General features: G+C 65.7%; 22 protein-coding genes. 15 read left to right on the top strand and 7 right to left on the bottom strand.

Going from position 1 to position 25800, the window contains the following annotated elements:
- The first annotated feature begins 1 nt into the window (after position 1).
- Genes ACT6QU_RS02520 through ACT6QU_RS02510 form a run of 3 tightly spaced genes read left to right on the top strand, consistent with a single transcriptional unit; the run spans position 2 to position 953 of the window.
- Entirely contained in the window at positions 2-274 is a 273-nt protein-coding gene (locus tag ACT6QU_RS02520; RefSeq protein WP_444565804.1) for a hypothetical protein, read from the top strand.
- Entirely contained in the window at positions 274-588 is a 315-nt protein-coding gene (locus tag ACT6QU_RS02515) for an antibiotic biosynthesis monooxygenase family protein (RefSeq protein ID WP_024585935.1), read from the top strand. The genes ACT6QU_RS02520 and ACT6QU_RS02515 overlap by 1 nt, the downstream gene beginning before the upstream one ends.
- 2 nt (positions 589-590) lie before the next feature.
- Positions 591-953, top strand: coding sequence for a bleomycin resistance protein (locus ACT6QU_RS02510; RefSeq protein WP_444565803.1), 363 nt, complete (start codon positions 591-593; stop codon positions 951-953).
- Here ACT6QU_RS02510 and putA read toward each other — a convergent pair whose 3' ends face one another.
- The gene (gene putA, locus ACT6QU_RS02505) at positions 954-4553 is read right to left on the bottom strand and encodes a bifunctional proline dehydrogenase/L-glutamate gamma-semialdehyde dehydrogenase PutA (RefSeq protein ID WP_444565802.1); all 3600 of its coding nucleotides are present in this window, start codon (positions 4551-4553) and stop codon (positions 954-956) included.
- Between the two features lie 146 nt (positions 4554-4699).
- Here putA and ACT6QU_RS02500 point away from each other — a divergent pair, with 146 nt between their 5' ends.
- Positions 4700-5149, top strand: a complete 450-nt coding sequence (locus ACT6QU_RS02500) for an Lrp/AsnC family transcriptional regulator (protein ID WP_444565801.1) — start codon at positions 4700-4702, stop codon at positions 5147-5149.
- Positions 5150-5320: 171 nt separating this feature from the next.
- On the opposite strand, the gene ACT6QU_RS02495 is transcribed toward ACT6QU_RS02500, so the two are convergent.
- Together ACT6QU_RS02495 and ACT6QU_RS02490 are read right to left on the bottom strand one after the other, a co-directional pair.
- Entirely contained in the window at positions 5321-6778 is a 1458-nt protein-coding gene (locus ACT6QU_RS02495; RefSeq protein ID WP_444565800.1) for an NAD-dependent succinate-semialdehyde dehydrogenase, read from the bottom strand.
- A 76-nt stretch (positions 6779-6854) separates the two neighbouring features.
- Positions 6855-7805: an AEC family transporter gene (locus tag ACT6QU_RS02490; protein WP_444565799.1), complete on the bottom strand. Its 951-nt coding sequence runs from the start codon at positions 7803-7805 to the stop codon at positions 6855-6857.
- Positions 7806-7931: 126 nt separating this feature from the next.
- Here ACT6QU_RS02490 and ACT6QU_RS02485 point away from each other — a divergent pair, with 126 nt between their 5' ends.
- From ACT6QU_RS02485 to ACT6QU_RS02460, 6 genes are all read left to right on the top strand, one after another.
- Positions 7932-8486 (top strand): histidine phosphatase family protein, encoded by a 555-nt coding sequence (locus tag ACT6QU_RS02485; protein WP_444565798.1) that lies wholly within the window; start codon positions 7932-7934, stop codon positions 8484-8486.
- Between the two features lie 107 nt (positions 8487-8593).
- The gene (locus ACT6QU_RS02480; RefSeq protein ID WP_152529515.1) at positions 8594-8881 is read left to right on the top strand and encodes an acyl carrier protein; all 288 of its coding nucleotides are present in this window, start codon (positions 8594-8596) and stop codon (positions 8879-8881) included.
- 11 nt (positions 8882-8892) lie between these two features.
- Positions 8893-10080, top strand: coding sequence for a beta-ketoacyl-ACP synthase (locus ACT6QU_RS02475; RefSeq protein WP_444563255.1), 1188 nt, complete (start codon positions 8893-8895; stop codon positions 10078-10080).
- A gap of 11 nt (positions 10081-10091) precedes the next feature.
- On the top strand, positions 10092-11360 hold the full coding sequence (locus ACT6QU_RS02470; protein WP_444563254.1) for a beta-ketoacyl-ACP synthase: 1269 nt from the start codon (positions 10092-10094) through the stop codon (positions 11358-11360).
- Between the two features lie 142 nt (positions 11361-11502).
- On the top strand, positions 11503-12531 hold the full coding sequence (locus tag ACT6QU_RS02465; protein WP_444563253.1) for a zinc-binding dehydrogenase: 1029 nt from the start codon (positions 11503-11505) through the stop codon (positions 12529-12531).
- On the top strand, positions 12528-13469 hold the full coding sequence (locus ACT6QU_RS02460) for a lipid A biosynthesis lauroyl acyltransferase (RefSeq protein ID WP_444563252.1): 942 nt from the start codon (positions 12528-12530) through the stop codon (positions 13467-13469). Before ACT6QU_RS02465 ends, ACT6QU_RS02460 begins: the two co-directional genes overlap by 4 nt.
- A gap of 124 nt (positions 13470-13593) precedes the next feature.
- Here the strand turns inward: ACT6QU_RS02460 and ACT6QU_RS02455 are convergent, their stop codons facing one another.
- From ACT6QU_RS02455 to ACT6QU_RS02445, 3 genes are all read right to left on the bottom strand, one after another.
- Positions 13594-14526 carry a dimethyl sulfoxide reductase anchor subunit family protein gene (locus ACT6QU_RS02455; RefSeq protein WP_444563251.1) on the bottom strand — a complete coding sequence of 311 codons (933 nt, stop codon included), beginning with the start codon at positions 14524-14526 and terminating at the stop codon, positions 13594-13596.
- A 220-nt stretch (positions 14527-14746) separates the two neighbouring features.
- Positions 14747-15508 carry a 4Fe-4S dicluster domain-containing protein gene (locus ACT6QU_RS02450; RefSeq protein WP_444563250.1) on the bottom strand — a complete coding sequence of 254 codons (762 nt, stop codon included), beginning with the start codon at positions 15506-15508 and terminating at the stop codon, positions 14747-14749.
- A 187-nt stretch (positions 15509-15695) separates the two neighbouring features.
- Positions 15696-18536: a molybdopterin oxidoreductase family protein gene (locus tag ACT6QU_RS02445; protein ID WP_444563249.1), complete on the bottom strand. Its 2841-nt coding sequence runs from the start codon at positions 18534-18536 to the stop codon at positions 15696-15698.
- A 170-nt stretch (positions 18537-18706) separates the two neighbouring features.
- Between ACT6QU_RS02445 and ACT6QU_RS02440 the strand changes: the two genes are divergently transcribed.
- From ACT6QU_RS02440 to ACT6QU_RS02420, 5 genes are all read left to right on the top strand, one after another.
- A complete protein-coding gene (locus ACT6QU_RS02440; protein ID WP_444563248.1) occupies positions 18707-19984 on the top strand; it encodes an acetylornithine deacetylase/succinyl-diaminopimelate desuccinylase family protein in 1278 nt (425 codons plus the stop codon).
- Between the two features lie 127 nt (positions 19985-20111).
- The gene (locus ACT6QU_RS02435; protein ID WP_444563247.1) at positions 20112-21590 is read left to right on the top strand and encodes an ABC transporter substrate-binding protein; all 1479 of its coding nucleotides are present in this window, start codon (positions 20112-20114) and stop codon (positions 21588-21590) included.
- A gap of 228 nt (positions 21591-21818) precedes the next feature.
- On the top strand, positions 21819-22766 hold the full coding sequence (locus tag ACT6QU_RS02430) for an ABC transporter permease (protein ID WP_444563246.1): 948 nt from the start codon (positions 21819-21821) through the stop codon (positions 22764-22766).
- Entirely contained in the window at positions 22763-23635 is an 873-nt protein-coding gene (locus ACT6QU_RS02425; RefSeq protein WP_444563245.1) for an ABC transporter permease, read from the top strand. The genes ACT6QU_RS02430 and ACT6QU_RS02425 overlap by 4 nt, the downstream gene beginning before the upstream one ends.
- Positions 23632-25443 (top strand): ABC transporter ATP-binding protein, encoded by a 1812-nt coding sequence (locus ACT6QU_RS02420; protein WP_444563244.1) that lies wholly within the window; start codon positions 23632-23634, stop codon positions 25441-25443. The genes ACT6QU_RS02425 and ACT6QU_RS02420 overlap by 4 nt, the downstream gene beginning before the upstream one ends.
- Here the strand turns inward: ACT6QU_RS02420 and ACT6QU_RS02415 are convergent.
- On the bottom strand, positions 25440-25796 hold the full coding sequence (locus tag ACT6QU_RS02415; RefSeq protein ID WP_444563243.1) for a hypothetical protein: 357 nt from the start codon (positions 25794-25796) through the stop codon (positions 25440-25442). The genes ACT6QU_RS02420 and ACT6QU_RS02415 overlap by 4 nt on opposite strands.
- Between the last annotated feature and the right edge of the window lie 4 nt (positions 25797-25800).

Below are 25800 nucleotides of genomic sequence, written 5' to 3'. Positions count from 1 at the left end.
GATGTCACTTCTCGGCTTCCACGCTATGGCGGCGGCGCGCGGCGACGGGCTTCACCCAGAACTGCGGGCCCTCATGGGGCGTCGGCAGGCGCTGGAGGCCGACGAGCGGATCGCCGATCTCGCGGATGTGCGGGGCGACACCGTTCAGGCAGGGCCGAACCCGACGCCCGCGCCCGGCGCATTCCGGCCGGGCAATGTCATCGACTTCAAGTCCCGCGCGGCCGAGATCGCGGTCGACGGGGAACACGGAAACGCAGCGAAAGGAATTGCCTGATGTACATCGCCATGAACCGCTTCAAGGTGAAGAGCGGCTCGGAGACCGAGTTCGAGGATATCTGGAAGAACCGCGATTCGAAGCTTTCCGAGATGAAGGGCTTTCGCGAGTTTCACCTTCTGCGCGGGCCGGTGAACGAGGAGGAAGGCTATACGCTGTTCGCCTCGCACACGGTGTGGGCGAGCCATGACGATTTCCTCGCCTGGACGAAATCGCAGAACTTCCGCGATGCGCACAAGAATGCCGGCACGACGAAGCCGGCCTATATCGGGCACCCGCAGTTCGAGGGGTTTTCGATCGTCGAAGGCGCCTGAGAATGCTCGAGGAGACCGCTCGCGCGATCCCGGTCCTGCCGTCGCTGGACATCCAGCGCACGCGCCGCTTTTACGAGGAGCGGCTGGGGTTTTCCGCGACGCATTATGCGGATGAGGACTATCTCATCGTCAGGCGCGGCGACATCGAGCTGCACTTCTGGCGGACCGACGACGAGAAGCTTCCTCCGGTCTCCTCGGCCTATGTTCGCGGGCGTGATGCGCTGACGCTGCGTGACGATTTTGTCGCGCGCGGTGCGGAGAAGGTGAGCCCGGTCATGGCCCGCGACTGGGGCATGACCGAGTTCTATGTGTGGGACCCGGACGGCAACCTCCTGCGGATCGGGATGCCGACGGAGGAGAGCTGACTACTCGGCCGCGGCCAGCAGGCTCGCATTGCCGCCGGCAGCCGTGGTGTCGACGCAGACGGAGCGCTCATGCGCATAGGCGGCCGGATAGATCGCTTCGGTGACGAGGGGCACGATCGGTCCGGACTTCTGCGCGAGTGCTTGGCGGATGGTACGGAGCGTCGCTTCATCGGCGGCGCTGGCGACGAGGTCGGCATCGAGATCAATGAGATCGAGTGGTGCCACCTGACCATCGAGCGCGGCGAGCGGGAGGCCCTTGCCGGTCAGCGGCTTCAGGATCGCGTTGGCGCGTGGGGCGACGGCGAGGACGGCATTGCCGGCGGCGAGCGCCTGCACGACCTGCGCGAGAAGCGCGTCTTCGGAAGGGCCTAGGCAGAGGACGCGGCCGCGCAGACCGAGCGACATGGCATTGCCCTCGCCCGTCGGCCCCGGCAGGTCGACCGGGCCGTATTCGAGCGACGCCGCAGCCGAAATCGCATCGGAAGCCTTTCCGCGCAGATGCTTGCGCAAGACGGCGATGCGGTCGGGACGGGTCGACCAATCTCCCTTTCGAGAGTCGGGCAGATGATCGCGAAGCGCGGTTAGCGAGACTTCCGCACTTGGCTCGGCCGTTTCGCCGCGCGCCGCGCTCTTGCGGAAGCGGCGCAGATAGTGCGGGCCGCCGGCCTTGGGGCCGGTGCCGGACAGACCCTCGCCGCCGAAGGGCTGGGAGCCGACGACTGCGCCGATCTGGTTTCGATTGACGTAGATGTTGCCGGCGTCGATGCGGTCGATGACATGCTGGACGCGGGCGTCGATTCGCGTGTGGAGTCCGAAGGTCAGGCCGTAACCCGTTCTGTTGATGGCGGAAATGACATTGTCGATCTCGTCGGCCTCGAAGGTTGCGACGTGGAGGACGGGGCCGAAGATTTCGCGCTCCAACTTCTCGATGCCCTTCACGCGGAAGATGTGCGGGGCGACGAAGCGGCCGTTTGACGGGGCGTCGAGCTTGGCGATCAGGCGGCCCTCGCCTTCGAGCTTGCGGCAATAATCGACGATGCCCTGCTGCGCCTCGACGTCGATGACGGGGCCGATGTCGGTCGCCATCGACCAGGGATCGCCGATGCGCATGGCGGCGAGCGCGCCCTTGAGCATCGCCAGCATGTGCGGCTCGACGTCCTTCTGGACGTAAAGCATGCGCAGCGCCGAGCAGCGCTGGCCGGCAGACTGGAAGGCAGAGGCGACGATGTCGCGCACGGCCTGTTCGGCGAGCGCAGTGGAATCGACGAGCATGGCGTTGAGGCCGCCAGTTTCGGCAATGAGCATCGCGTCGGGCGCGGCGGTTTCGGCGAGCTGGCGCTCGATCAGCCGCGCGACCTCGGTCGAGCCGGTGAAGCAGACGCCGGCAATTCGCGGATCGGCTGTCAGCGGCGCGCCGACATTGGGGCCGTCGCCGATGACGAGTTGCAGCACGTCCACCGGGATACCCGCTTGATGCAGGAGCTCGACGGCGCGGGCGGCGATGAGCGGCGTCTGCTCGGCGGGCTTGGCGACGACCGCATTGCCGGTGACGAGCGCGGCGGCGACCTGGCCGGTAAAGATCGCCAGCGGGAAATTCCAGGGCGAGATGCAGGCGATGACGCCGCGCGCGGCCCCGGCCTTTTCCGCTACGCCCGCCTGTGCCGCGTAGTAGCGCAGGAAATCGACGGCCTCGCGCACTTCGGCGATGCCGTCCGGGACGGACTTGCCGGCTTCGCGGGTGGCGAGCGCGAAGAATTCGACGGCGTGCTGTTCGTAGAGATCGGCGGCGCGGCGGAGCATGTCCGCGCGGTCGGTGACGGGTGTCGCCGCCCATGCGGGCGCGGCGGCCGAGGCGCGGTCGATGGCGGCGGTGACGAACGCGGCGTCGGCCTCGACGATCTCGCCGACGATCTCGGCAGGATTGGCGGGGTTGGCGATCTCGCGGGACTGGCCGTCGCTACCCGCCTTCCAGCGGTGCGGGGCAGCGAATTTCGAGCGCTCGGCTTCGATGACGTCTTCGGTCAGCGGGTCGGTGATGTCGAAGCCCTTGGCGTTGACGCGGCCGGCGCCGAAAAATTCGGACGGTCGCGGCAGGGCCGGATTGCGCGCAGCGTCCTGCTGCGCGACGACGTCGAACGGATCGCGGGCGATTTCTTCGGGGCGGACGCTCTCGTCGACGATCTGGTGGACGAAGGAGGAGTTCGCGCCGTTTTCCAACAGGCGGCGGACGAGATAGGCGAGCAGGTCGGAATGGGCGCCGACCGGGGCGTAGATGCGGCAGCGCGTGCCCTCGGCCTTGCGCACCGCCTCATGCAGCGCGTCGCCCATGCCGTGCAGGCGCTGGAACTCGAAGGCATCGCGGTCGGGCGCCATTTCGAGGATGGCGGCGACGGTGTGGGCGTTGTGGGTGGCGAATTGGGGGTAGATGCGGTCCGTCATGCCGAGGAGCTTGCCGGCGCAGGCGATGTAGGAGACATCCGTGTTCGGCTTGCGGGTGAAGACGGGATAGCCGGCAAGGCCCATGACCTGCGCGCGCTTGATCTCCGTGTCCCAATAGGCGCCCTTGACGAGCCGGACCATGATCTTGCGGTCGAGCCGGGTCGCCAGATCATGCAGCCAGTCGATGACCGGCGCAGCGCGCAGGCCGTAGGCCTGGACGACGATTCCGAAGCCGTTCCAGCCTTCAAGAAGCGGATCGGCGAGCACCGCCTCGATCACGTCGAGCGAGAGGTCGAGGCGGTCGGCTTCCTCGGCGTCGACATTGAGGCCCATGCGGGCTTCCTTCGCGGCCAGCGCCAGCGACAGGAGGCGCTCGGTCATCACCGGCAGCATGGTTTCGCGCTGCGGGCGCTCGTAGCGCGGGTGGAGCGCGGAGAGCTTGACGGAGATGCCGGGGTTCTTGCGGATGTCGTCGGAGCGGGCTTCCTTCGCCAGCGCCCGGATCGCGTCGGCATAGGCCTTCAAATAGCGCAGCGCGTCGTCTTCGGTGCGGGCCGCCTCGCCCAGCATGTCGTAGGAATAGAGGTTGCCCTTGCGGATCTCGCCGGCGCCGCGCTTCACCGCCTCGGCGATGTTGCGTCCGAGGACGAAATTCTCGCCCATCTCGCGCATGGCGGCGGCGACCGCGCGGCGGATAACGGGTTCGCCGACGCGGCGGACCATGCCTCGCAGCGTCCGCTCAATACCGCCCTCGCCTTCGTCGAGCACCTTGCCGGTGAGCATCAGCGCCCAGGTCGAGGCGTTGACGAAGATCGAGCCGGAACCGCCGGAATGGGCCGACCAGTCGTGCGGAGCGATCTTGTCGCGGATCAGTTCGTCGATCGTGTCGGCATCGGGGACGCGCAGCAGCGCTTCGGCAAGGCACATCAGCGCCACGCCTTCGCTGGTCGACAGGCCGTACTCGGCGAGGAACACCTCCATCAGCTTGGGCTCGGCGTGGCCGCGGACCTGGCGGATGAGGCCGACGGCGCGGGTGGAGATGCGCGCGCGGTCTTCGGGCGACAGGCCGGACTGGCTGATGAGGTTCTGAAGCACTTCGCTTTCGTCTGCGAGCGTGTTGCGGCGGATGGCGGCGCGCGGGTCGCGGGGGGCGTCGAGCATGGGTGAGCCTCGGAAAGCAGGATGGCCTTGGATGACGCGAGAATAGCATGGCGCAGAATCGCGGCAGGGCCAAACGGAGGCGCTTTGCAGGACGAATGGACTGATGATACGGGCTATAGACAACCATTCAGACTGGATAAACGGCAATGGCGAACCAAATCGATCGAATCGACCTGAACATCATCGCCGCTCTTTCCAAGGATGCGCGGCTGTCGATGGCGGAACTGGCGGGCCAGGTGGGGCTGTCGAAGACGCCGGTCGCCGCGCGGGTGAAGCGGCTGGAGGCAGACGGTTATATTCGGGGGTACTCGGCGATCGTCGACCGCGAGCGGCTGGGCGAAGGGCATATCGCGTTCGTGCAGGTGAAGCTTTCAGATACGCGGTCAGCGGCGCTCGGCGAATTCAACAAGGCGGTGATGACGATCCGCGAGATCGAGCAGTGCCACATGATGGCGTCGAGCTTCGACTATCTCTTGAAGGTGAGGACGCGGGACATCGTTTCGTATCGGCGGGTGTTGGGCGAGCGGATTTCGGCGCTGCCGCATGTGGCGCAAACGTCGACCTTCGTGGCGATGGAGACGGTGAAGGATCGGTAGTTCATCCGGGAGGACGATGCTCCGTCGCGCCCCCCTCTGCCCTGCCGGGCATCTCCCCCGCGAGGGGGGGAGATTAGTCTCGTCATGTCCGCGCGTAATCTCCCCACTTGCGGGGGAGATGGCCGGCAGGCCAGAGGGGGGCGCCGTAAAGCGCCACCTTCTGTCCAGTTCTTAGAGCCCCAGCCCGCCGATGCAGACATATTTGGTGTCGAGGTAATCCTCGATGCCCTGATGGCCGCCTTCGCGGCCGAGGCCCGATTCCTTGACGCCGCCGAAGGGGGCCTCGGGGGTGGTGATGATGCCTTCGTTGACGCCGACCATGCCGTATTTCAGGCCTTCCATGACACGGAAGGCGCGGCCGAGGTCGCCGGTGTAGAAGTAGCAGGCGAGGCCGAATTCGGTGTCGTTGGCCATCTCGACCGCTTCTTCTTCCTTCTCGAAGCGGAAGACCGGGGCGACGGGGCCGAAGATTTCGTCCTTCATGAACTTCATGTCGGGCGTGGCGTCGGCGATGACCGTCGGCTCGAAGAAGGAGCCGCCGAGCTTGTGACGGTTGCCGCCGGCGACGACCTTGCCACCCTTGGCCTTGGCGTCGGCGACGAATTCCTCGACCTTTTCGACGGCCTTTTCGTCGATGAGCGGGCCCTGCTGGACGCCGTCCTCGAGGCCGGGGCCGACCTTCAGCTTGCTGGACGCCTTGGCGAGCTTGTCGACGAAAGCGTCATAGACGCCGGACTGGACGAAGAAGCGGTTGGTGCAGACGCAGGTCTGGCCGGAATTGCGGTATTTCGCGGCGATGGCGCCTTCGACGGCGCGGTCGATGTCGGCATCGTCGAAGACCAGGAACGGCGCATTGCCGCCGAGCTCCATCGACACCTTCTTGACCGTCGAGGCCGACTGCTGGATCAGGATCTTGCCGACTTCGGTCGAGCCGGTGAAGGTGATCTTCTTGACCAGCGGATTGGTGGAAAGCTCCTTGCCGATCTCGCTCGCGCCGCCGGTGACGACGTTGACGACGCCCTTGGGGATGCCGACTTCCTCGCACAGCGCACCCCATGCAAGGCCCGAATAGGGCGTCTGGGTGGCCGGCTTGATGACCGAGGTGCAGCCGGCGGCAATCGCCGGACCGATCTTGCGCGAGAGCATCGAGGACGGGAAGTTCCAAGGCGTGATGGCCGCGATGACGCCCACCGGTTCCTTGGTCACCAGGATGCGGCGGTCGGCCCAGGGCGAAGGAATGACGTCGCCATAGGTGCGGCGCGCTTCCTCGGCGAACCAGAGGATGTAGGCCGCCGATGCGCCGACCTCGCCTTTCGATTCAGTCAGCGACTTGCCCTGCTCCATAGTCAGGAGTTCGGCAAGCACGTCCTGATTGTCCATGATCGCGTCGTGCAGCTTGCGCAGCATCTTGGAGCGGTCGAGCGCGCTGGTCTTGCGGAAGGTCTTGAACGCCTCATGCGCGGCCTCGATGGCGCGGCGGGTCTCGGCGGCGCCGGATTTGGGGATGACGCCGATCTTCTGGCCGTTGGCCGGATTGGTCACGTCGATGGTCTGCCCCGAATCGGCCTGCACCCACTCGCCACCGATCAGATTGGCCTCGCGGAGAAAATGACTGGTCTTCTTGAGCATGATGCCCTCCCTCATTCGTTCAAATTGGATTGCGTGGTTGAAGATGTAAGGCAGCCGGCCGGCAGGACCAAGGCATTCAGCCAAAAAGGCGTTGAGCCACGGCGAGCCACAGGAAGCTCGATGCGGCGGCGACGAGCGTCGAGATCGTCATGACGTTGGATGCAAGCGCCTGGCCGGTGCCGAAGCGCGTCGCGATCAGATAGGGATTGACGCCGGCGGGCAGCGAGGCGGCGGTGACGACGACCATCGCGGCGAGCGGCGGCAGGCCGATGACGAGCACTGCGCCCAGCGCCACCAAAGGCATGACGAAAAGCTTGACCGCCGAAAGCGCGAGACCGGCTTTCACATTGCCGGAAATGCCCATGCGCCGCAGCGACAGGCCCATCGCGAACAGCGCCAGTGGGCCGGCCGCATTGGCGAGCGCATCGACGAAGCGCATTCCGAGCGACGGCATCTCGAAGCCGGTCAGCCGCCAGATCAGCGCCGCCAGAATGCCGACGATGAGCGGGTTGGAGACGAGCTTCTTCAGGAAATCCAGAATGGCGGCGAGGATGCCGGCGCTTTCCGACGAGCCGCGATTGGCCCATTCGAAAAGCGCGATCGACGTCGCCATCATCGTCGGCAGGTGAACTGCGACGATGAGCGAGAGAACCTCCAGGCCGGGCCTGCCGAAAACGCCCTGCACCAGGGGAAGACCGAGAAGGACCAGATTCGAGAACGCCGCCGACACGCCGCCGACGACGCCGGCGCGACCATCGCGCCCGAAAATCTTCTGGCTGATGAACTGGCCGCACGCCCAGGCGACGGCGACCGCGACGAAGTAGGAAGCCCACAGGGACAGCGGAGCGGCGCCCTCGAAATCCGCTTCGATGAGCGTTCGAAAGAGCAGCATCGGGACGGCGATCGCGACGGCGAAGGCGGTCAGCGCATCACCGATCGAGGTCTTCAGGAGGCCCGTCCAGCCCGACACGTAGCCAAGCGCGACAAGTCCGAAGACGAAGAAGATTGTCTCGGTCAAAGGCGACATGATCGGGCAGTATCGCGGCCGGAACCGCGCCGCAATGGGCCAGCCGCGTCAAAAGGCGGCGGGCGCACGGTTTCGCTTCGGGCCGATCGGCCTATATGAGTCGTCATGAAACCAATGGGAGACGCAATGATCAGGGCGCTCATCATCATCGCGGCGCTGGCGATGGCCCTGCCGGCACATGCGACCGAGGCAGGCTGGGCGCTCCTGCGGAACGGTGGCCAGGTCGTGCTCCTCAACCATGCCAATGCACCCGGCTCGGGCGAACCGGCCGCATTCGACATCGAGGTCTGCCGCACGCAGCGCAACCTTTCCGAACAGGGCCGCCAGCAGGCAAGGCGAATCGGCGCACTGTTCGCAGCGCGCGCGGCGCCGGTGCAGGAGGTTCTGGCAAGCCGCTATTGCCGCACGAAGGAAACCGCGGAACTCGCCTTCGGCGCATCGCTGGTCGAAACCGTCGACTGGCTCGACCCGGTCGAGCCCGAAACGCCCGAAGCCGAGGAACGCGCGCAGATCCTGCGCGAGACCATTGCCGACTATACCGGCTCGGGCATTCTGGTGCTGGTGACGCATGGCGATTTCATCCAGGCCGTGCTGGGCGCCCGTTCGCGCGAGGGCGAGGCGATCGTCGTCAACGTGGGCGAAAACGGGCTTCACGCGGCGGCGCGGATCGTCTTCAACTAGAACAGGGAGCTTCGGGCGGCGGCGCAAAATGCCCCGCGCCCTTTTCCTGCCGCCAAAAAGCGATTAGAGAGCGCGCGAACCACCTTTTTCAACCTCGCATCGAGGGACTGCCCGTGACATCCACTTTCGACAAGGTTGCCGACATCATCGCCGAGACGAGCGAGATCGATCGCGAGACCATCACGCCGAAGAGCCACACGATCGACGATCTCGGCATCGATTCGCTCGACTTCCTCGACATCGTCTTCGCGATCGACAAGGAATTCGGAATCAAGATTCCGCTCGAGAAGTGGACGCAGGAAGTCAACGAGGGCAAGGCCACGACGGAAGAGTATTTCGTCATGGAGAACCTCTGCGCCAAGATCGACCAGCTCGTCGCCGCCAAGGCGGCCTGAGGCCGATCCGCATGAGCGCCAACGACGTCGTCATCACCGGCATCGGCCTCGTCTCCTGCCTCGGCGAAGGGGCGGATACGCACTGGTCGGTCCTGTCGTCCGGCAGCGCCAAGCCGGTCTATGACGCCGAGCGCTTCGCGCCCTACACGATCCACCCGCTGCCGCAGATGGACTGGAGCCAGCAGATCCCCAAGCGCGGGGACCAGCGGCAGATGGAGACCTGGCAGCGGCTCGGCACCTATACGGCCGGGCTGGCGCTGGCCGATGCGGGGATCAAGGACGACGAGGCGCTTTGCGCTTCGATGGACATGGTGGTCGCCGCCGGCGGCGGCGAACGCGACGTTGCGGTGGACGAGATCATTCTCGATGCCTCGCGCTCGCGCAACGACCACGAACTCCTGCTCAACGAGAAACTGACGACCGAATTGCGGCCGACGCTCTTTCTCGCCCAGCTTTCCAACCTTCTCGCCGGCAACATCTCCATCGTCCACAAGGTCACCGGCTCCTCGCGCACCTTCATGGGCGAAGAAGGCGCGGGCGTATCGGCGATCGAGACGGCGGCGGCGCGCATCCGGTCCGGTCAGTCGACGCATGTGCTGGTCGGCGGCGCGTTCCAGACCGAGCATCCCGACATGCTTCTCGGCTACGAGCTTGGCGGATATCTCCACCGCAAGCGCTGGAAGTCCGTATGGCAACGCGGCGCGAACGATGGCGGCGGCGTCATCACCGGCTCGGGCGGCGCGTTTCTCGTGCTCGAATCGCGCGAGCATGCCGAGGCGCGCGGCCATAAGGCCTATGCGCGGATCGACGCGGTCGCTTCCGGACGGGCGCGGCGCAAGGACAATCATCTGGCATCGGCCGTCGCCGGGCTTCTGCGCTCGCTGCCCGATTTCGCCGCGACGGAACTGGTGATTTCCGGCGCCTCGGGCGCGCATGCGCCGACCGGCGCCGAGCGCCAGGCCTTGCGCGAAAACGGCAGTCACGCCGTGCGCGCCTTCTCGACGCTGACCGGCCACATGAAGGAGGCGCAGTTCCCCTTTGCCATCGCGCTTGCGGCGCTGGCGCTTTCAAACGAGGCCGCCTACCCGCCCTTCGACGCAGAGAACGAGGCCGCAGCCCGCGTCGCGCCTGCAAAGGCCGTCGCGACGGCGATCGGCTACAACCGCTTCGAAGGCGCGGCCGTTCTGGCGCGGGCTTGAGGGAGATCGCCGTGAAGACCACCGATCATCTTGGACGCCCCATCGTCGCCGTGACCGGCATCGGCGTCGTCACCTCGCTCGGCCAGGGGCTCGACGCCAACTGGACCGCGCTGACCTCCGGCCAGTCCGGCATCCACCCGATCACCCGCTTTCCGACCGATCATCTGGCGACGACCATTTCCGGGACCGTCGACTTCCTGCAGTCGAGCAAGGAAGGCGCTTCTGCGCTGACGCAGGAACTTGCCGACATTTCCGCCGACGAGGCGGTCGGCATGTCGGGCATCGCGCGCGGGAGCTTCGACGGGCCTCTCTTCCTAGCCTCGCCGCCGGTCGAGCTCGGCTGGCAGGACCGGCTGTCGCTCTACGCCTCGTCGAACGAAGATGAGGGCTACCAGCGCCTGTTGAAGGTCGCGCGCGAGAAGCTGACGGCGGAGATCTTCGACGAGGCGCAGTTCGCGACCATCGCGGACCGGCTCGCCGACAAATACGGCACGCGTGGCCTGCCGATCACACTCTCGACCGCCTGCGCTTCGGGCGCGACGGCGATCCAGCTCGGCGTCGAGGCGATCCGGCGCGGCGAATGCGAGCGGGCGCTCGCGATCGGCGCGGACGGTTCGGCGACGGCCGAGGCGCTGATCCGATTCTCGCTGCTCTCCGCGCTCTCGACCGCAAACGAGGCGCCGACCAAGGCGTCGAAGCCGTTCTCCAAGGATCGCGACGGGTTCGTGCTTGCGGAAGGCTCGGCGGCGCTGGTGCTCGAATCTCTCGAAAGCGCGACGCGGCGCGGCGCCAAGGTGATCGGCATATTGCGCGGCTGCGGCGAGAAGGCCGACGATTTCCACCGCACGCGCTCCAAACCGGACGGTTCGCCCGCAATCGGCGCAATCCGCGCCGCGCTGGAGGATGCCGGGCTTGGCGACGACGGCATTTCCTACGTCAACGCGCATGGCACCTCGACGCCGGAAAACGACAAGATGGAGCATCTGTCGCTTGCGACCGTCTTCGGCGACAATCTGAAGAAGATGGCCGTCTCTTCGAACAAGTCGATGATCGGCCACACGCTCTCGGCCGCCGGCGCGATCGAGGCCGCGTTCTCGCTGATGACCATGCGCGAGGGCGTGCTGCCGCCGACCATCAATTACGACAATCCGGACCCTGCCATCGACCTCGACGTGGTGCCGAATACCAAGCGCTCGGCGGACGTGAAGACGGTCCTGTCGAACTCGTTCGGGTTCGGCGGGCAGAATACCTGCCTTGTCATGGCACGCGAAGCGTTCTAGTTGGCTTTTCCAAGACGCGGGCTGGCATTGCGCTCGACGTTGCCCCCCTCTGGCCTGCCGGCCATCTCCCCCGCACGGGGGGAGATGGCCGGCAGGTCAGAGGGGGGCGCTGTCCCGCTGCGATTGGCCAAGTGAGGAACTGATGCGCGCATTGCAACTCATCGAGGATCGCCGCCTCGAAACCGTCGACATCGCCGAACCCGACGCGCCCGGTCAGGGCGAGGTGACGCTGCACATCCGCGCGGTGGCGTTGAACCACATCGACGTGTGGGGCTGGCGGGGCATGGCGTTCGCCAAGCGGAAGATGCCGCTGACCGTGGGCGCGGAAGCCTCGGGCGAGGTCGTCAAGGTCGGGCCGGGCGTGTCCAGTCTTCGCGAGGGGCAGCTTGTGTCGATCTATGGCGCGCGCACCTGCGGGCTGTGCAAGGCGTGCCGCGAGAAGCGCGACAATCTGTGTGAGAACGTGTCGGGCGTTCACGGCTTCCATCTCGACGGTTTCGCGCAGGAATACATGAACCTGCCGGCGCGGCTGCTCGTCCCTGCCCCGCCCGGTGTGACCGAAATCGGCGCGGCCGTGGCGCCGGTGACCTTCGGCACCGTTGAGCACATGCTGTTCGACAATGCGAAGCTGCAGCCGGGGGAGACGATCCTGATCCATGCCGGCGGGTCGGGAATCGGTTCGGCGGCGATCCAGCTTGCGCGACGGATGGGCTGCACGATCCTCACCACTGTCGGGTCGGATGCCAAGATCGAGCCGGCCAAGGCGCTCGGCGCCGATCACGTCATCAATTACCGCACCGACCGCTTCGAGGGCGCGGTGCGCAAGATCACCAAGAAGAAGGGCGTCGACGTCGTTTTCGAGCATGTCGGGGCCGACACCTGGGCGGGCTCGATGCTGTGCCTGAAGCGCGGCGGGCGGCTCGTCACATGCGGTTCGACCTCTGGCGTCTCGACCTCGATGAATCTGATGCAGCTCTTTCAGCAGCAGCTCAAGATTTTCGGCTCGTTCGGCTGCCGGATGGAGAACATGGCCGATGCCATGCAGAAGATGGCGGGTGGGCAGGTTTCGCCGGTGATCGACACCGAGGTCGATTTCGACGGCATCGGCCGGGCGCTGGAGCGCATGGAAGGCCGCGACGTCTTCGGCAAGATCATCCTGCGCGTATCATGAAGGGCGACAAGCTGCCGGCATTCCTGCGGCCGCTGGTTTACAGATCGGCCGGCGCGCTCAAGCAGGCCGAGTATTGGACGACGGCGCGGCTGGCGATGGCGGTGCTCTGGGGCCTGCGCAAGCTGCCGGCCTACAAGGCGCTCGACTTCGCCGACCGGACGGCGCGACGGCTCGGGCCGAAATTCGGCCGGCACCGCGTGGCCGTCAACAATCTAAAGCACGCCTATCCCGAAAAGTCCGAAGCCGAAATCCAAGAGATCGCGTCGGACATGTGGGGCAACATGGCCCGGCTGGCGGCGGAGTACATCTTCCTCGACCAGATTTTCGACCATGAACCCGGCAAGGCGCCGCAGCGCGTCGAGGTGATCGGCGAGGAGATTTTTCTGCGTATCCGCGAGGAAAAGCGCCCGCACATCATCTTCACTGCCCATTCGGGCAATTTCGAGCTGCTGCCGGTCGCGGCGATGGCCTACGACCTGCCGGTGACCGCCCTCTTCCGCGCGCCGAACAATCCCTACATGGCCGAATACGTCTTCAAGACGCGGCGCGACACGATGGGCGAATTGCTGGCCTCGCGCGCCGGCGCCGCGTTTGCGCTCGCGCGGGTTCTGGACCGGGGCGGCAATATCGGCGTGCTCGTCGATCAGAAATTCCACAAGGGCCAGAAGACGACCTTCTTCGGCCGCGAGTGCCGCACCAACCCGCTGGTGCCGAAGCTGGCGCGGCAGTTCGAATGCGACGTCTATCCCGCGCGCTCGATCCGCCTGCCGGGCAACAAGTTCCGGCTGGAGTTGCAGGACAAGATCGAATTCCCGCGCAATGCGTCGGGCGCCATCGACATCCATGCGAGCTGCCAGATGATGAATGACATCGTCGAAGGCTGGGTGCGCGAGCATCCCGGGCAATGGATGTGGTTTCACAAGCGCTGGTCGGACTGAGGCTTGCGCCTCGACGGCCTGCAAACGGCGTCTTCCTGCGCTTCCGGTGCTCATGTACCCAAATGTACATCCGCTCCGGTTCTCGAAAGCCACCGTTTTCGGCACATCGAGCCGCGAATCTGCCTCAGCAGCCATAATAGTTCATGACCGCGTGACGCGCTTCGGCGAAGAACAGCCAGCGCTCGACGAAGACACCTGCATAGTGGGACAGGACGGCCAGGAAGGCGGCGAGAAACGCCGTCAGGCCGGGGCCCATGGCGCTTGCGGCGAATACGGCAATGACCAGGAGAGTGGACGGGACGAGCCCCCCAAGCAGGATCGCTATGCCGAAGAGCTTGTCGGCATGTTTGCGGGCGACCTTGAAGCCCATCTCGCGGGTCAAATAGTTGTCGTTGATGTGGGGGCGCTCGAAGAGGCGCACGCGGCCGATCGAGCCGAGGCCGGTCGCGGTTTCGGGCGTCGAGAGAGGCGCGAGCGCCTTGCCGTCGGTGCGCCAGCGGCGTTTGACGAGCCAGGCGGCGATGGTGAACACGATGGCAAGGATGGCGAGAAGCCACGGCCGGGCAGCGCCGGTTACCGCGAGGAGCGTGCCGACCGTGGCGCCGCTTGCCAGCGAGAAGAGCAGATAGGTGACCGGTGTCAGGGGTTGGGACCAGAGTTGCACGGTCTTCAGCGAGCCGTAGATCATCGCGGTGCAGTAGACCGTGACGAGGCTCAAGGTGGCTGCGACCAGACCGGGCACGACGAGGTGGCGGTCGTGGAAGATCGCGGCGTAGGCGCAGATCGTGAGCGGGATGAAGGTCAGGATCGCCAGAACGCCCTCGCGTGACAGCCAACTCGTGCGCCATTGGGACAGCGCACGCCAGGCACGTTGCGGATTGCCGAGGTGGAGGGTGGAGGAGATGAGCCCGCCGGCGATGAGGGCGAGCGCGAGGAGGTAGCCGATCTTGGTTGCGAGGGCGGCGGGGTCGAAGAGGCCCAGGCCGAGCAGGGCGGCGAGGCCGTAGCCCATGCCGGAGAGGGTCGTGAAGACGATGATGGAGAGGGCTGGGTGCATTAGGTTGCCGCGCGAGAAATTGCGAAGGTTGCGGCTCTGGCGCGCGCCCCTCCGTCCTGCCGGCCGCCCTGGCCCGAGCCACGGGTCTCGGCCCGTCCTTCGGACCCCCCGCGGGGAGGGAGATTAGCCTGCATCCACGACGCGCGTGATCTCCCCCCATGCGGGGGAGATGTCCGGCAGGACAGAGGAGGGCAACGTAGAGAGCCGATGTTCCAGATCATCAAATCCGCTCCAGCATGCCGTCGAGCCAAGCGAAGAAGCCGGATGCGCCGGCGGAGTTTTCCGCCAGCGGCACCGCGCTTGCGGCCAGTGCCGTGCGCGGGCGGGGTGGCAGGTACTTGTTGACCGGCCTGGTGCCCTGCTCCGGCATCAGGTCGATGCCGCCGCGGGCGGCGACCATTTTCGAGACGTTCGACTGCGGATCGGCGAGGTCGCCGTAGTGGCGGGCGTTGGCGGGGCAGGTTCGCACGCAGGACGGGACGCGGTCGATCTCGGCGATGGTCTCGTTGTAGATGCGGTCGACGCACAGCGTGCATTTCTTCATGACGCCGGCGGCGAGGTCCATCTCGCGCGCGCCGTAGGGGCAGGCCCAGGCGCAGAGACCGCAACCGATACACATGTCCTCGTCGACGAGCACGATGCCGTCTTCGGCGCGCTTGTAGGACGCGCCGGTGGGGCAGACGGTGACGCAGGGCGCATCCTCGCAATGGAGGCAGGATTTGGGGAAGTGGACGATGCGCGCATCGCCCGCTTCACCAATCTTTTCAGCGCCTTCGGGGAGGACTTCGAAGGAATGAATCCGGTTGAGGAAAGTGCCGGAGACGTCGGCGCCGTAGGGGTTCTGGTCGGACAGAGCGGCGCCGTAGCCGCCGGTGTTCCATTCCTTGCAGGAAATGACGCAGGCGTGGCAGCCGACGCAGACGTCAAGGTCGATGACGAGGCCGAGCTTTTTCGGGGTGGGGAGTGATGGGAGGGAGGTCATGAGTGTCCCCCGTCGCTCGCAGTAGTGAAGCACCCCCACTCCGGCCCTTCGGGCCACCTCTCCCCCTGCCCGGGGGAGAGGAAATGCGCTGCCGCGACGTCGGTTCTCCAGCTTGGGTTCCTCTCCCCCGGGCAGGGGGAGAGGTGGACGCGAAGCGGACGGAGTGGGGGTGATTTGCGGCCGAACATCACGCGCTCCACTCCTGCCCGTATCTGATTTCGTCCGGCGTTTCGGTCGAATTGCGCTGGTCGGGGAAATGCGGTTCGCTCACCGCGCCCGGCTCCGCCTTCTCGATCCTCACACGCAAATCGTACCAGGCCGCCTGGCCGGTGATCGGGTCGGAGTTCGACCAGCGCATCCCGTCGCCCCTGGGCGGCAGGAGTTCGTGGATCAAATGGTTGAGCAGGAAGCCCTTGCGAGCTTCGGGCGATTTCGCATCGAGCGCCCAGGCGCCGCCGCGCTTGCCGACCGCGTTCCACGTCCAGATCGTGTCGCGATTGACAACGTTGGAGCGCGCGATCTCGACCTTGATGCGGCCGTGATGCGAGACGAGCAAGACCCAGTCGCCGTCCTCCAGATCGTGCGCGTCGCAGATCGCGCCGGGGACGTAGAGCGGGTTCTTCGTGTGGATCTGGCGCAGCCAGGCGTTCATCGATCCCCAGGAATGGTACATCGCCATCGGGCGCTGGGTGATCGCATGGTAGGGATATTCGTCGGGGTCGACGCCGGCTTCCTCGAGCGGCATGTACCATGCGGGCAGCGGCGTGAAGCTGGCGAGAATGCGCTGGCGGTGTTCCTGCGGCGCGAAGGGTGCGCGCACGCCTTCGGCCGAGAGGCGGAATTTCTGCAGGATTTCCGAATAGAGCTGGAAGGTGACGGGCTGCGGCTTGTCGAAGAAGCCCATCTTCACCGCGAAGTCCTGATAGGCTTGGTTCGCGTGCTTGAAGAAAAGCGCCTCAGTGGGGATGTGCGCGGAGAAGAACGAGCCGTTCTCGATGTAGCGCTCGATCTGCTCAAGGTTCGCCGCCCCCCGGCCCGCCCGGTCTCCCTCCGTCCCGCGGAAACCAGCCAGCGGGCCGATGCCCGGTCGGCGTTCGTGGCGGACGATGTAGTCGGCGTAGTCGGCGTAGAGCGCCTTGCCGCGATGGTCGACGAAGCCGGGCAGCTTCAGGCGCGCGCCGAGGTCGATGAGGACGCTCTGGAACGGGCGCACGTCACGGTCGGGCTGGACGACCGGCCAGCGGATCGCGTCGTTGACGGAATCGGGCTCGGAGATCGGCCGGTCGAGGAGCGAGATGCAGTCGTGGCGCTCGAGATAGGTCGTGTCGGGCAGGACGAGATCGGCATAGGCGACCATCTCGGACGAATAGGCGTCGGAATAGATGATCTTCGGGATGCGGTACTCGCCGGTCGCCTCGTCCTTTTCCTCCAGCATGCGGATCGTGCCGGCGGTGTTCATCGACGAGTTCCAGGCCATGTTGGCCATGTAGAGGAACAGGATGTCGACCGGGTACGGGTCGCCGGCATGAGCGTTGGCGATGACCATGTGCATCAGGCCGTGGGCGGAGAGCGGCGCGTCCCACGAGAAGGCCTTGTCGATGCGGGTCGGCTTGCCGTCCTCGTCGATCAGGAGGTCTTCCGGGCCGAGCGGGAAGCCCAGATGCGGCCCGGAGAGCGGCTGGTTGGAGCCGAAATGCTCGGCCTTGCCGTGCGGGCGCGGGTGCGCTTCGACCGGCTTGGGATAAGGCGGCTCGTAGCGGAAGCCGCCGGGGCAGTCGATCGCGCCGATCAGCACCTGCAGCACGTGCAGGGCGCGGGCGGTCTGGAAGCCGTTGGAGTGGGCCGAGATGCCGCGCATGGCGTGGAACGAGACCGGACGGCCGACGAAGCTTTCATGGCGCTGGCCGTTGACGTCGGTCCAGGGCTGGTGAATCTCGATGGTTTCCTCGAAGGCGACGCGGCCGATCTCGGCGGCGAGGCCGCGGATCGTGTCGACGTCGAGTCCGGTCTGCTCCGCGATATTCTCAGGCGCGTATTTCGGGTCGAGATATTCGGCGGCCAGAAGCTCGAAGGACGGGCGCACGGCGCGGCCGTCCGGCAGGGTGAAGCGGCCGTGGAGCGCGGGGCGCGCGCCTTTCGAGCCGGCGGGGACGGCTCGTTCGGTCACCGTCTCGAAGACCAGCGGACGGCCTTCACCGTCGCGGGCGAACAGGCCGTGTTCGGCCGTGCCGGGCGCGTCGATCACCAGCCAGGGCGCGTTGGAATAGCGCATCAGGTAGTCGACATCGATGCGCCGCGCCTTGAGGAGTTCGTGGACGAGCGAGAGGATCAGGAGCCCATCCGTGCCGGGGCGGATGCCGACCCAGTTGTCGGCGACGGCGGAATAGCCGGTGCGAACCGGATTGACCGAGACGAAGCGAGCGCCGTTGGCCTTCACCTTCGAGATGCCGATCTTGATCGGGTTCGAATCATGATCCTCGGCGACGCCGAAAAGAACGAAAAGCTTGGTGCGGTCCCAGTCCGGCTGGCCGAACTCCCAGAACGCGCCGCCGATCGTGGTGATGCCGGCGGCGGCCATGTTGACCGAGCAGAAGCCGCCATGGGCGGCATAGTTGGGCGTGCCGAATTGCTGCGCCCAGAAGCCGGTCAGCGATTGCGACTGGTCGCGGCCGGTGAAGAAGGCGAGCTTCTTCGGGTCGCGCGCACGGACGGGACCCAGCCAATCGACCGCGAGCGCCAGCGCCTCGTCCCAAGAAATCTCCTTGAACTCGCCCGAGCCGCGCGGGCCGGTCCGCAGCATCGGTGCCTTGAGACGCGCGGGCGCATAATGCTGCATGATGCCGGCCGATCCCTTGGCGCAGAGCACGCCCTTGTTGACCGGATGATCGCGGTTGCCCTCGATGTAGCGGACCTTGCCGTCCTTCAGGTGCACGTCGATGCCGCAGCGGCAGGCGCACATGTAGCAGGTCGTCTTGCGCACTTCGTCCGAGACGGGACGGGACAGGTCGACGCGGTGTTGGCTGGACATGGGCACCCTTTTGCTTTGTTCAACTCTTATACAAGACTCAATGCCAAGAAAATGGGCTTGCGTGGTTCTCCATGCCTTGACGCGCGCCAACGCACCGAAATCGCTGGTCCAGCCCGATCCCGCATCTGCCGCACTTGCCAAGCGTTTCCTCGCCCGCTCACATTGCGGACATGAGAGACCAATTGATGAAGGCGGTCGACGACCGCACCGACGACATCGTGGCGCTAACGCGTGACCTGATCCGTTTCCCGACGATCAACCCGCCAGGCGAGGCCTATACGCCCTGCGCCGAATATCTCGGCGAACGGTTGAAGCGTTCGGGGTTCGTAATCGAATATGTGCGCGGCGAAGGCACGCCGGGCGACAGCGACCGCTATCCACGCACCAATGTCATTGCGCGCTACGAGGGCAAGAGGCCGGGCGAGACTGTGCATTTCAACTCGCATATCGACGTGGTCGAGGCGGGCGAAGGCTGGACGGTCGATCCCTATGAGGGCGTCGTCAAGGAGGGGCGCGTCTATGGCCGCGGCGCCTGCGACATGAAGGGCGGGCTCGCCGCCTCCGTCATCGCAGCGGAAGCCTTCATCGCGACCAACCCGGATTTTGCGGGCGCCATCGAGATTTCCGGCACGGTGGACGAGGAGTCGGGCGGGTTCGGCGGCGTCGCCTATCTTGCCGGCAAGGGCTATTTTTCGAAACCGCGCGTCGACCACGTCATCATTCCCGAACCGCTGAACAAGGACCGGATCTGCCTTGGCCATCGCGGCGTCTGGTGGGCGGAAATCGAGACCAAGGGGCGGATCGCGCATGGGTCGATGCCGTTCCTCGGCGATTCGGCGATCCGCCACATGGGCGCGGTGCTGGCAGCCTTCGAGGACGAGTTGTTTCCCGCGCTCGACAAGAAACAGACGCGCACGCCCGTCGTGCCGGAGGGCGCGCGGCGCTCGACGATGAACATCAACTCGATCCATGGCGGCCAGACCGAGGACTTCTATCCCGGCCTGCCCTCGCCCAATGTGGCCGACACCTGCCGGACGGTGATCGATCGGCGCTTCCTGCTCGAGGAAGACATCGGCGACGTGAAGCGCGAGGTGACGTCGATCCTCGACCGGCTGAAGACTGAGCGGCCGAAGTTCGATTATTCGATCCGCGACATGATGGAAGTGCTGCCGCTGATGACGGAAAAGGACGAGCCGGTGGTCAAAGCCGTCGCGTCCGGCATTCGCGACATCTTCGACCGGGAGCCGGACTACGTCATCTCGCCCGGCACTTACGACCAGAAGCACGTCTCGCGCATCGGGCACCTGTTCAGTTGCATCGCCTATGGGCCCGGCATCCTCGACCTTGCCCACCAGCCGGACGAATGGGTGGGCATCGAGGACATGGCCCAGTCTGCCAAGGTGATGGCCATCGGGCTCGGACACCTGCTCGGCGGGCAAAGAAACTAGGCGGCGTTCGTGCCGCGCATTAACTTTTCATCGCAACGGGTGTGCAGAGCACAATCGCGATTTACTCGGGCCGGTTTTCGCGCTTCAATCCGGCAAAACATCGATAATCCCTGGGAGCCTGCCTGACATGAAGATCATCGTTCCTGTGCTTGCCGCAGCGGCCATCGCGCTCGCCTCCGGCACCGCCTTCGCGCAACGCGCCGACGTCGTGATCGGCGTCGTGCTGGAGCCGCCGCATCTCGACCCGACCGCAGGCGCGGCCGCTGCGATCGACGAAATCGTCTATGCAAACCTCTTCGAAGGGCTGACCAAGATCGGGCGGACGGGCGAAGTGCTGCCGGCGCTGGCGGAAAGCTGGGAGATTTCCGAGGACGGGCTGACCTACACTTTCAAGCTGCAAGATGGCGTGAAATTCCACGACGGGGCGGAATTTTCCTCCGCCGACGTGAAATTCTCGCTCGACCGCGCCCGGGCCGAGGATTCCACCAATGCGCAGAAGGGCCTGTTCGCCGCCATCGAGAATGTCGAGGCGACCGACCCGACGACGGTGACCGTGACGCTGTCGCGCCCGCAGGGCTCGTTCCTCTACAATATGGGCTGGGGCGATGCGGTGATCGTGTCCGAGGCCTCGGCCGCCGGCAACATGGAGACGCCGGTCGGCACCGGGCCGTTCAAGTTCGATAGCTGGGCCAAGGGCTCGTCCGTCGTTCTGGTCAAGAACCCGGACTATTGGGGCGAAGCGGTGGCTCTCGAGCGTGCCGAATTCCGCATCGTGCCGGACGCCGCGGCCGCCATTCCGGCGCTGCTTTCGGGTGACGTCCACGCCTTCCCGCAAATGCCGGCAGGCGACGCTCTGGCGCAGATTCAGTCCGACTCGCGCTTCGAGGTCGTGATCGGCTCGACCGAAGGCGAGACGCTGCTTTCGATCAACAATGGCAAGGAGCCGTTCGACAAACTGGAAGTGCGCCAGGCGATCGCCCATGCGCTGAACCGCGAAGAGATCATCGCAGGCAACGGCTCGGGGCTCGGCACGCCGATCGGCTCGCACTTCTCGCCGGCCAACGCGGCCTATGTCGATTTGACCGACACCTATCCCTACGATCCGGAGAAAGCGAAGCAGCTTCTGGCCGACGCAGGCTTCGCCGATGGCATCTCGGCAACGCTGAAACTGCCGCCCCCGCCCTATGCGCGCGAAGGCGGACAGGTCATCGCCTCGCAGCTTCGCCAGGTGGGCATCGAACTCGAGATCATTCCGGTGGAATGGGCCGACTGGCTGAGCCAAGTGTTCACCGAGAAGGACTACGACTTCACGGTGATCTCGCATACCGAGCCGAACGACATCGACATCTATTCACGGCCGGACTACTACTTCAACTACCAGAACGAGCAGTTCAACGCGGTCATCGCCGAACTCGATGCGACTTCGGACGAGGAAAAGCGCAACGAGCTCTACGGCCAGGCGCAGCGGATTCTGGCGGAAGACGCCGTGGTCGGCTTCCTGTTCCAGTTGCCGAAGATCGGCGTGTGGGATGCCAAGCTCGAAGGCATGTGGGAGAATTCGCCGATCCAGGCGACGGATCTGACGCAGGTGAAGTGGGCGGAGTAGCCGGAGAAAGCTACGCACCGTGAGCTTTACGTTGCCCCCCTCTGGGCTGCCGCCCATCTCCCCCGCGAGGGGGGAGATCACGCGCGGTGATGACGCGACTAATCTCCCCCCTCGCGGGGGGGCCGAAGGACGGGCCGAGACCCGTGGTTCGGGCCAGGGCGCCTGGCAAGGCAGAGGGGGGCGCGACCGAACTCCGCCTTTCCGATCCGGCAAGGTTTCGGCGCCCCGATGACCCTCTTCCTCCTCCAGCGCGTCATCATCGGCCTCGTCACGCTGCTCGTGGCGTCCATCGTCGTGTTCTCCATCATGGAGATTCTGCCGGGCGATCCGGCGCGGATCATGCTGGGGATGAATGCGACGCCAGAGGCGCTGGCGACGTTGCGTGAGCAGATGGGGCTCAATGTGCCGCTTCTGGAGCGCTATGTGAACTGGATCGCCGGCATGGCGGTCGGAGACTTCGGCAATTCCTATACCTACCGCTCGCCGGTCATCGACCTCATCGCGGAACGGGCCATCGTATCGCTGCCGCTGGCGGTGATCTCGCTTGTTCTTTCGACGGTCATCGCCATTCCGGTCGGCATCTTCGCCGCCGCGCGGCGGGGGCGGCTAGGCGATACGGTGTCGATGGGAACGGCGCAGGTCGGCGTCGCCATTCCGAATTTCTGGTTCGCGCTGCTGCTCATCTACATCTTCGCCGTGTGGCTGCGGCTCGTTCCAGCCGGAGGCTTTCCGGGCTGGGCGGGCGGGATTTGGCCGGGGATCAAGGCGCTGATCCTGCCCTCCATCGCACTTGCCCTGCCGCAGGCCGCCATCCTCGCGCGTGTCACGCGATCGGCGATGCTCGAAGTGCTCGGCGAGGACTACATCCGCACCGCGCGCGCGAAGGGCATGCCGCGCCGTTACGTTCTGTGGCGGCATGCACTGCGCAATGCGATGATCCCGGTTCTGACTATTCTCGGCCTGCAATTCGCCTTCCTATTGGCCGGGACGATCATCATCGAGAACGTGTTCTATCTGCCCGGGCTCGGCCGGCTGGTATTCCAGGCTATCACGCAGCGCGACCTGATCGTGGTCGAGGGCGTGGTTATGCTGCTCGTCGCGAGCGTCGTCCTCGTCAACATCCTCGTCGACATCGCCTATGCGATGGTCGATCCGCGGCTGAGGGCGCGCGCATGAGCGCCGAGCCGACATCGCCGCCGGTCGAGGGCGCCGGGCAGTTCGTCGGCGCGGCGTTTTCGAACGCGTCTTTCGTCACCGGCTTCGTCATCACGGCGCTGATCGCGCTGATGGCGTTGGTCTCGTTTTTCTGGACGCCGCACGACGTCATCAATCTGACGGTCGCCAACCGGATGCAGCCGATTTCGGCGCAGCACTGGTTCGGCACCGACCATTTTGGCCGCGACATCCTCTCGCTGATCATGATGGGCGCGCGCAATTCGATCGCCGTCGCCTTCGTCGCAGTCGGCATCGGCATGGGGATCGGCGTGCCGCTCGGTTGCTGGGCGGCTGCGCGCGGCGGCTGGATCGACGAGGCGCTGATGCGCTTCAACGACGTCGTCTTCGCCTTCCCTGCCCTGCTCTCGGCGATCATGATCACGGCGATCTTCGGGCCGGGCGCGGTCAACGCCATCGTCGCCATCGGCATCTTCAACATCCCGGTCTTCGCGCGCGTCGCGCGCGCGGGCGCGATGGCGCTGTGGCCGCGCGAATATGTGCTGGCCGCGCGCGCGTCAGGCAAGTCGGCGACGCTCATCACCATCGAACACATCATGCCGAACATCGCCTCGATCCTGCTCGTCCAGGGCACGATCCAGTTCGCGCTCGGCATCCTGGCCGAAGCCGGGCTTTCCTATCTCGGGCTCGGCGCGCAGCCGCCGATGACGAGCTGGGGACGGATGCTGTTCGACGCGCAGACGCGGATGATGGTCGCGCCGCACCTCGCGATCTTTCCGGGGCTTGCCATCGTCGTCACCGTGCTCGGCCTCAATCTTCTCGGCGACGGCCTGCGCGACGTGCTCGACCCGCGACTGAGGCGCCAGCGATGAGCCTGCTCGAAATCGAAAGCCTGCGCCTCTCGATCGGCAATTTCGAGATTTTGAAGGGCGTCGACCTGCATATCGACCAAGGCGAGGTGCTGGGGCTGGTGGGTGAATCCGGCTCCGGCAAATCGATGACGGCGCTGACGCTGATGCGGCTTTTGCCGGAACTGGCGCGGACGAGCGGGCGCGTCAGTTTCGACGGGATCGACATCCTGAACACGCCGGAAGCGGCGATGAACAAGCTGCGCGGCGACGATATCGGCATGGTGTTCCAAGAGCCGATGACCGCGCTCAACCCGGTCAAGACGATCGGCGAGCAGGTGGCCGAGGGCATCCGCTGGCATACCGGCGCGAACAGGAAAGACGCGGAGGACAGGGCCCGCGCGATGCTCGACCGGGTGGGATTGCCGGAAGCGAAGTTTCCGTTGACGCGCTATCCGCATGAATTGTCGGGAGGGCAGCGCCAGCGGGTGGTGATCGCCATCGCGTGTGCGTTGCAGCCGAAGCTGCTCGTCGCCGACGAGCCGACAACGGCGCTCGATGTGGTGCTCCAGGCGCAGATTCTTGAACTTCTGCGTGATCTCGTCGACGAGCGGCGGATGGGGTTGCTGCTGATTTCGCACGATCTGGCGGTCGTCGCCGACATGGCCGACCGGGTGACGATCATGCGCCATGGCGAGGTGATGGATTCGGGCGAGACGGGACGCATCCTGACGGAGAAGGCGCATCCCTATACGCGGCAGTTGGCCGAGGCTTCGACGCATGTGCCGGAGAGGGTTTCGCGCTTCATACCCCCACCCCTCACCCCTCCCCACAAGGGGGAGGGAGACGTGGACGTTGCTGCCAGCCCTTCAACTTTGAAGCCTGGCGTAGATCTTGGCGAAACGAGTTCGGCTTCGACGTCTCCCTCCCCCTTGTGGGGAGGGGTGTGGGGTGGGGGTGAAGCGTCGCCACGTGATGCCGGACAAATGTCTGGGGATGCCGAGTCTCGCTTCCTCCTTATCGTAGATGGCGTCACCCGAGACTATGCCGGCCGGCGGCGCTCGCTGTTCTCAAAACCCGAGCCTTTCCGCGCCGTTCGGAGCGTGTCGTTCGACCTTTACGAGGGCCAGTCGATGGCGCTCGTGGGTCGGTCGGGGTGTGGGAAATCCACGCTCGCTCGCATGATCCTCGCGCTTGACCGGCCGACATCGGGTTCAATTCGTTTTGGCGGGGAGGAACTGACGACGAAGAGCGAAGCCGAGTTGCGCCCGTCACGGCGCAATATGCAGGTCGTCTTTCAGGACCCCTACGGCTCGTTCAACCCGCGCCACAAGGTGGAGCGGCTGGTGGCCGAACCGCTGCATCTTCTGGAAAGCCAGCCCTCGCGCAGCGAACGACGCGAGCGGGTCGCGCAGGCACTCGCCGAAGTCGGGCTTTCGGCCGCGGAAATGGACAGGTATCCGCACGAATTTTCCGGCGGCCAGCGGCAGCGGCTTTCGATCGCGCGGGCGCTGATCACGCGGCCGAAGCTGATCGTCGCCGACGAGCCGGTGTCGGCGCTGGACGTCTCGATCCGGGCGCAGGTGCTCGACCTCTTCGCCGATTTGAACCAGCGGCTCGGCGTCGCCTATCTGTTCATCACGCACGATCTGGCGGTCGCGCGGGCGATCACCGATCAGGTGATGGTGATGCATGAGGGCGAGATCGTGGAGCGCGGGGATACCGGCGCGGTGCTGGACGACCCGCAATCGGAGGCCGGCAGGATGCTCGTCGCCGCCTCGCCCGACCTCGACCGCGCGCTTGCGCGGAGGCGTGCGGCCGTGCGCGTCTAGAGCGGATCGTCGACGGCCAGGATGTCGTCGACACGGATTGCCAGACGGCGCTGGTGCGGGCGCAGCAACGGATCGGATGCGGCGAAGTCGAGCACCTGGCGTGCGAGGAGCCGACGCCGATCGCCGGGCAAGGCGCGTAATGCCAGGATGCTTGCGGCGGAGCTGACGCCAGCGTGATAGGTTCGCAGCTCGCCCGCGAGCAGCTCGCGTTCTTCGGGCCCGAGCGCCAGCCAGTCGTAGACGCGCTCGGACAGCAGGCCGAGCTGATCCAGCCTGTCGCCTTCGCGCAGGATGATCGCCAGAATGAGCAAGGTTTCGACCGGCATCTTGAGGTCCTGGCCCGTCATCAGCACTGAT

The organism is Aliihoeflea sp. (assembly GCF_052435475.1).
GTDB lineage: Bacteria > Pseudomonadota > Alphaproteobacteria > Rhizobiales > Rhizobiaceae > Aliihoeflea.
This window is presented reverse-complemented; position numbering and strand designations above follow the sequence as displayed.